At 60.4% G+C, this 6,664-nt stretch carries 5 protein-coding genes; 1 reads left to right on the top strand and 4 read right to left on the bottom strand.

What is annotated here, in order from left to right:
- Window positions 1-50: 50 nt before the first annotated feature.
- The 4 genes from AC13CN_RS11930 to AC13CN_RS11945 are packed head-to-tail and all read right to left on the bottom strand — an operon-like array spanning window position 51 to window position 3,965.
- Window positions 51-851 (bottom strand): ABC transporter ATP-binding protein, encoded by an 801-nt coding sequence (locus AC13CN_RS11930; RefSeq protein ID WP_062363297.1) that lies wholly within the window; start codon window positions 849-851, stop codon window positions 51-53.
- Window positions 848-1,978, bottom strand: coding sequence for a FecCD family ABC transporter permease (locus AC13CN_RS11935; protein WP_062363300.1), 1,131 nt, complete (start codon window positions 1,976-1,978; stop codon window positions 848-850). The genes AC13CN_RS11930 and AC13CN_RS11935 overlap by 4 nt, the downstream gene beginning before the upstream one ends.
- Before the next feature lie 26 nt (window positions 1,979-2,004).
- Window positions 2,005-2,973 carry a FecCD family ABC transporter permease gene (locus AC13CN_RS11940; RefSeq protein ID WP_054641654.1) on the bottom strand — a complete coding sequence of 323 codons (969 nt, stop codon included), beginning with the start codon at window positions 2,971-2,973 and terminating at the stop codon, window positions 2,005-2,007.
- 56 nt (window positions 2,974-3,029) lie between these two features.
- Window positions 3,030-3,965, bottom strand: a complete 936-nt coding sequence (locus AC13CN_RS11945) for an ABC transporter substrate-binding protein (RefSeq protein WP_062363303.1) — start codon at window positions 3,963-3,965, stop codon at window positions 3,030-3,032.
- A 290-nt stretch (window positions 3,966-4,255) separates the two neighbouring features.
- Here AC13CN_RS11945 and AC13CN_RS11950 point away from each other — a divergent pair, with 290 nt between their 5' ends.
- A complete protein-coding gene (locus tag AC13CN_RS11950; protein ID WP_062363306.1) occupies window positions 4,256-6,388 on the top strand; it encodes a TonB-dependent receptor domain-containing protein in 2,133 nt (710 codons plus the stop codon).
- Window positions 6,389-6,664 lie beyond the last annotated feature (276 nt).

Below are 6,664 nucleotides of genomic sequence, written 5' to 3' on the forward strand. Positions count from 1 at the left end.
GGAAGAAGCCACATCAATTCCTTTTACGTTGTTATCTGCGTAAATCGCCTTTAAACGGGTTGCGTCGCTCGGCGCACGTTGGCGAGCAAGGGGCTGCCGGTATCGGGGTCGAGCAGCAGCGTGCACTCCACCTGATACAGCTCCCGCACCAGCGCGGGCGTTACCACCTCAGCGGGTGCGCCCTGGGCAACAATCTGCCCGTCGCGCATGGCAATCAGGTGGTCGGCGTAGCGGCAGGCGCTGGCGAGGTCGTGCAGCACCATCACCACCGTGCGGCCCTGGCAGGCCAGGTCGCGCACCAGCTCGAACACCTCGATTTGGTGGCCTAAGTCTAACGCGGAGGTGGGCTCGTCGAGTAGTAAAAGCGGCGTTTGCTGGGCGATGGTCATGGCGATCCAGGCGCGCTGGCGCTGGCCGCCGGAAAGCGCTTCCAACGGCCGGTCGGCAAGCGCTTCCAACCCGGCAGCGGCAAGCGCATGGTGCACCACCTGTTGATCTTCCGCCGACCACTGGCGCAGCCAGCCCTGGTGGGGCTGGCGGCCAAAGCGAATCAGTTCGGTGACGGTCAGCCCTTCCGGAGCGACCGCCTCTTGGGGCAGTAGCGCCAGCTTGGTGGCAAGTTGGCGGGCGGGCATCTGGGCGATGTCGTGGCCGTTGAGCAGCACGGCACCACTATCGGGTTTATGCAGGCGGGCAAGCCCAGAAAGCAACGTGGATTTACCACAGCCGTTGGGGCCAACAATGGCGGTTACTTGCCCGCTGGGCAGGCTAACGCCGAGTTCGCGAATCACTTGGCGCTGGCCGTAGCTCATGTTGAGCGCATCGGTGGAAAGCGTGGGTAATGAGGTCATGGGCGGCTCCGTTGCGGGCGCATTAATATCCAGAGTAGCCAGGGGCCACCCACCACGGCGGTAACAATCCCCACGGGGATCTCGATAGGGGCAAACAGCGTGCGGCCCGCTAAATCGGCTAGCACCATCACCAGCGCTCCCGCCAGCGTGGCGGCTAGAATGGGAACATGGCGGGCGCTGGAGAGCGAGCGGGCAATTTCAGGGCCAATCAGCGCCACCAAGCCCACCGGCCCCGCCACGGCAACGGCCAGCGCAGTAAGCACCACTGAAAGTAACAGCACCTGCAGCCGCCGCGCTTTCACCGCGGTGCCCAAGCCACTGGCGATGGCATCCTTAAAGCGCAGCAGCGTGAGCGAGCGGGCCAGCGCCAGCGCGGCCACTAGCCCAAGCGCCAAGCCAATACCCAATAGCTGTACCGCGCTTGCCGGGCGGGCATTGAGGGAGCCGACGGTCCAGGGGTAGGCGGCGTTGGCGGTATCAATCGCTACCCGCGCCAACATCAGCTGCGTGACCGCGCCAAAAACCGCGCCCACGCCAATGCCCGCCACAATAAAGCGGTAGCCCTGGGTGCCGCTGCCCGCCGCTAGGCCAAAGGTGAGCACGGCGGCGGTGGTCGCCCCCGCCAGTGCCATGGCAGGCGGGGCAATCCCTACGCCTAACCCAACAATCGAGGCCACCGCAAAGGCGGTGGCACCGTTATCGATGCCGATAATGCCGGGGGTCGCCAAGCGGTTACGGGCCAGGGTTTGCATTAATACCCCGGCCAGCGCAAACGCAGCCCCAGTGAAACAGGCAGCGATCAGGCGAGGTAGGCGCAGCTGCTGCACCATAAACGCGGTCATTCTATCGCCTTGCCCCAGCAAGGAAGCCACCACCGCATTGGGAGAAAGCGTTACGCTGCCCAGGCTTAAATAGAGCACGCAAGCGGCCATCAGTGCGGCACTCAACCCGATATTCACCGCCACAGCGCGCTTTTCCAGCAGCACGCTCACCCCATAACGGGGCAGCGCAGCGCGCCAGTAGCCCTGCGGGACAGCCACCGCCTGGCCGCTCGGCTCTTCTTGATAAGCGGTGGATGTGTGGGGCAGTGCCACACCGCTCATCGACTGTTTTGCCGTCATTTTCATAGCATCAGATAACCAAAGAGAGTGCGTTAGAGCATGGGCAGGCGCTTGGCCCGCACCACCGCAATCAGCACCGGCGCGCCGCATAGCGCGGTGAGCACGCCCAAGGGCAGCTCGGAGGGGGCGACGACGACACGGGAAATAATATCGGCGGTGAGTACGATCAGCGGGCCGACGGGCAGGCAGAACCAGAGCGTGCGGCGAATATCCGGCCCGGCGATGGCCCGCGCCACAAAAGGCACTACCAGCCCCACAAACGCAATCGGCCCGGCAATAGCGGTGGCCGCGCCAACTAATAGCGCCACGCAGCCCACCGCCAGCCAGCGAATCAGCCCAGGGCGGTGCCCTAAACCGCTGGCGGCCCGCTCCCCTAGCGCCAGCGCAGCCAGTGGCCGGGCAATCACGACAACGCCCGCTCCTGCTATCAACAGGCTTGGCAGCACGGCCCATAAATCGTCTAGCCGCCTACCCGCCAAGCTGCCCACCACCCAAAAGCGAATCTCATCGGCGGCGCGCTGGTCGTAGAGCAGCATCAGTGCGCTGAGCGAACCGAGCAGCCCGGAAAACGCGGCCCCCGCTAACACTAAGCGCACCGGGTCGCTCCCCACACCGCGCAGCCGCGCCACGCTGAGTACGCATACGCAGCCGATCAGCGCGCCTAGCTGTGCCACGGGAATGCGCAAAGTGGCCGCGCTGGCCCCTAACACCAGTGCCAGGGAAACAGCAAACGCAGCGCCTGCGCTCACGCCCAACAAGCCCGGATCGGCCAGCGGGTTGCGTGAAACCGCTTGCAGCAGCGCCCCCGCTACGCCCAGCGCAACGCCAACGGCAATACCAATTAGCGTGCGAGGGGCGCGCAGTTCCCAGACGATAAAGCGCGCTTCCGCGTGATCACTACCGCTTAGCAGCCCTAACACTTGGCGGGGGCCAACGCTGCCTGCGCCTATCAACAAACTAACGACGCTCACCGCCACAAGGGCGGTGAGCAGAATCAGCATCCAGTGTCGGGATGAGCAGCGCCACCTGGCGCTACTTCCAGCCTTGGTAAGTAGCATCACGGCAATAACGCATTCTCGATGTCATCCAGAATCGCCTGGGCCGCCAGCGGGCCGTTGGCACTGCTCCAGAGCTGGCCGTTGACCGGCACCACTCGTTCGTTCTGTACCACGTTCAAGCGGTTGAAGGCGGGGCTCTGTTTGGCGCTATCTAGGGCGGCTTGGCCGTCATCATTTAGCGTGGCCAAAAACAGCCAGTCGCCGTCTACCTGAGAGAGGTTTTCAAGGCTTAATACGTCGCTGTGCACGCCCCGTTCACCGATCAGCTCGCCGCCTTGCACATCCAGGCCGACGCGCTCTAACAGGCCGGTGGCAATCAGGTTTTCCGACATTACCATGGGGCCGCCAGGCATCCAGCGCACCAGATAGGCGTTGATGCCCACGTCGGCGTCAGCTACTGCGTCTGACATAGCGTCGACCCGCTGATCGACGGCGCTGATCGCTTCGTCAATGGCCTCTTCCTGATTCAAAGCCTGGCCGAATAAGCGCGCTTCGGCTTCCCAGTTATCGGCCGCTAGCGGTTGCGTGTGGGGCACCACAGTGGGAGCAATTTGCGATAGCAGTTGGTACTGCTCCTCCGGCAGCTGGGCCGCGGCTAGAATCAGGTCCGGCTGCTGGGCCAACACCGCTTCAATATTGATTTCCCGCACGACGCCCACAATCTCAGGGTGTTCGAGCTCGTTCGCACTGAGGTAGTCGGTCACGTATTCCGCCACGTTGTCGCCGCCACGGGTGGTGACCGCCCCTACCGGGGTCACGCCTGCCGCCAGCGCGGCATCCAGCGCACCTTCATATAGGGTGACTACACGCTCTGGGTGATCAACAACCTCAACGTTGCCGTAAGCCGTCTCCAGCGTGCGCGCTTGGGCAGTGCCCACCAGCAAGCCGCCCATCAACATTCCCAGTAAACCGCGCTGCAGTAACGTGTGTCGCATGTGAGCCTCTCCTGATTAACCGTCAATCCAATAGTAACGATTCTCAAAATCACTTGCACTACTATTACACCGAATGACGTGTTGCAGTTACTGCAACGTCAGGCTGCCCATATTAGCTAGCGGTCTAACAACCTTCTGCAGGCAGGCGCTCGCCACCCGGCACTGTTCCATTAATAGCAACACCATGTTCGATCAAACCATCTCGCAAGTGGGAACTTTTCTTCTTAGAATCCGCAACTCATTTGATAATCAGTTTCATTAGCAAACAAGACTCATATCAGGGGATCGCCATGCCACGCTTTACTCGCACCGCCCTAGCCAGTGCCATCGCGCTTAGCGTTACTGCCTCGGTGGCTAATGCGCAAGAATCAGCGCAACTGGATAACATTGTTGTCTCTGCCAGTGGGTTTGAGCAGGCAATGGTGGATGCTCCGGCGAGTATCTCGGTTATTTCCAGAGAAGAGCTTCAGCGCGAACGCATTACCAGCGTGGCTGATGCACTGCGTAATGTAGAAGGAGTCGATGTTGGCGGACAAGTGGGCAAAACCGGTGGCAGCAATATCAACATTCGCGGTATGCCCAGCGACTACACGCTAATCCTGATTGATGGCCGCCGCCAAAATACGGCTGGAAGCGTCACGCCTAACGGTTTTGGCGAAACCTCGACCAGCTTCTTCCCGCCGGTTTCCAGCATTGAGCGTATTGAGGTGATTCGCGGGCCGATGTCCACCCTATACGGTTCAGATGCCATGGGCGGCGTGATCAACATTATTACCCGCCGAGTAGACCGCGAATGGGTTGGCTCGGTCGGCGTCGAGAGTACCTTTAATGAAGATCGTGACTTTGGCGACCGCCGTGAAATTAACCTCTACACCAGCGGCCCGCTGGTAGAGGACACGCTGGGCGTTCAACTGCGCGGGCGTTTTTATGAGCGTGACGCATCAGAGCTTGTCTACACCGACGCTAACGGCAACCCGGTTGAGGTGAGCCAGCGCGGCCCTAGCCCGGTAGAGGGCGATGTGTACAACCTGGGCGGCAAACTAACCTGGACGCCTAACGACAGCCACGACCTTTGGCTGGATGGGGAGGTGAACCGCCAGCGCTACAACAACGACGAGTGCCAACTCGGTACGTTGGACGGCCGCACCCGCAGCTGTGCGCCCAACCCTGGCGTGGCAAACGGCTATGCCGACGAGCTACGTTTTGAGCGGGAACAGGTGGCTATCGGCCATACTGGGCGCTTTGCCTCTGGCACGCTGGAATCGAGCCTAATGCGTAACACCACTGAAACCACTGGCCGTACGATTCCCGGTGAAGAGGGTGTTGCCTATGAGGGCTTCTCCAGCATTATTGGCGGTGCCCCGCGTAAGCTGGAAACCACCAATACGGTGCTGGATAGCAAGTTTATTATGCCGTTGGGTAACCACATGACCACTGTTGGCCTCCAGTGGTGGGATGCGGAGTTGGATGATGGCTTGGCCAATGAGACTTTCGAGCAAACCACTTGGTCGCTCTTTGCGGAAGACGAATGGATGCTGCGGGATGATCTTGCGCTGACGCTGGGCGGCCGCTACGACCATCACGATGCGTTTGGCAGCCAGTTCAGCCCCCGCAGCTATTTAGTCTGGAACACCACGCCGAACTGGACATTAAAAGGCGGTGTGAGCCGTGGCTACAAGACCCCGACCCTGAATGACCTTCACTCGGGTATTAACGGGGTGACCGGCCAGGGCACGATCCTGACGATCGGCAACCCGGACCTTGAGCCGGAAACCAGCACCAGCAGCGAAATCGGCGCGCACTACGATAGTCAAACAGGCTTTACCGCCAGCGCGACGCTGTTCTACAACCAGTTCGACGATAAAATTGCCAGCGGCAACGATATCCTGATTGAAAACGACCCGCTTATCCCGGATGGCGTGTATAGCCAGGACGTGAATATCGATGAAGCGGTGACTCAGGGGGTCGAGCTCTCCACCAGCTATCAATTCACCCCCGATTGGCGCTTATCCGCTAATTACACCTACACCGATAGCGAGCAGAAAAGCGGCAATAATCGTGGCGAACCGCTAACTGATACGCCCGAACACGCGCTGAACGCCACGCTGCGTTGGCAGGCGACACCGAAGCTAGATACTTGGCTCTCTGCCGAGTACCGCAGCGAGCGCTATCGCAACCGTGAACGTGTTAGGGGCGCGCCCTCCTTCGCTGACCTGGGGGATTTCAAAGCCTACTCGCTGTTTCACCTAGGCGGCAGTTACGCGTTTACCGACCAATTTAACGTCAGCGCCACCCTCTACAACTTATTTGATAAAGACTTTGTCGACTACCGCGCCTACGGCGATGGCACCAGCTTCGGCAACGTTTACGCCAACAGCGAAGAGGGTCGCCGCCTGTGGCTCTCTGCTCGCTATGAGTTCTAAACAGACGCCCATGTAGTTTCACTTACTGTTTCAATGCTCACTTGCTGCCCCGGCTACGCACCGGGGCTTTTTTATGTTTTTTGTGGATCGCCTCAGCAGTAGCTTCCCTCTATAGCGACAATTCATGGTTTTAATATCCTGAATCCGTGAGACCGGCCCCCGGAAGCACTTCTAACCCACTGACCTGCATGGCAATATAGCCATTATCGCCATTCACCCAGACAGTGCCATGCCCAACATAAAGTTCCGCGCCAGTTGCCGCACCCTCACCAGCCA

It is taken from the genome of Vreelandella sp. L-25 (assembly GCF_056857535.1).

Coding starts and splice junctions, on each gene's coding strand:
- AC13CN_RS11930 (WP_062363297.1), bottom strand. CDS start 851: ATGACCTCATTACCCACGCTTTCCACCGATGCGCTCAACATGAGCTAC.
- AC13CN_RS11935 (WP_062363300.1), bottom strand. CDS start 1,978: ATGAAAATGACGGCAAAACAGTCGATGAGCGGTGTGGCACTGCCCCAC.
- AC13CN_RS11940 (WP_054641654.1), bottom strand. CDS start 2,973: ATGCTGATTCTGCTCACCGCCCTTGTGGCGGTGAGCGTCGTTAGTTTG.
- AC13CN_RS11945 (WP_062363303.1), bottom strand. CDS start 3,965: ATGCGACACACGTTACTGCAGCGCGGTTTACTGGGAATGTTGATGGGC.
- AC13CN_RS11950 (WP_062363306.1), top strand. CDS start 4,256: ATGCCACGCTTTACTCGCACCGCCCTAGCCAGTGCCATCGCGCTTAGC.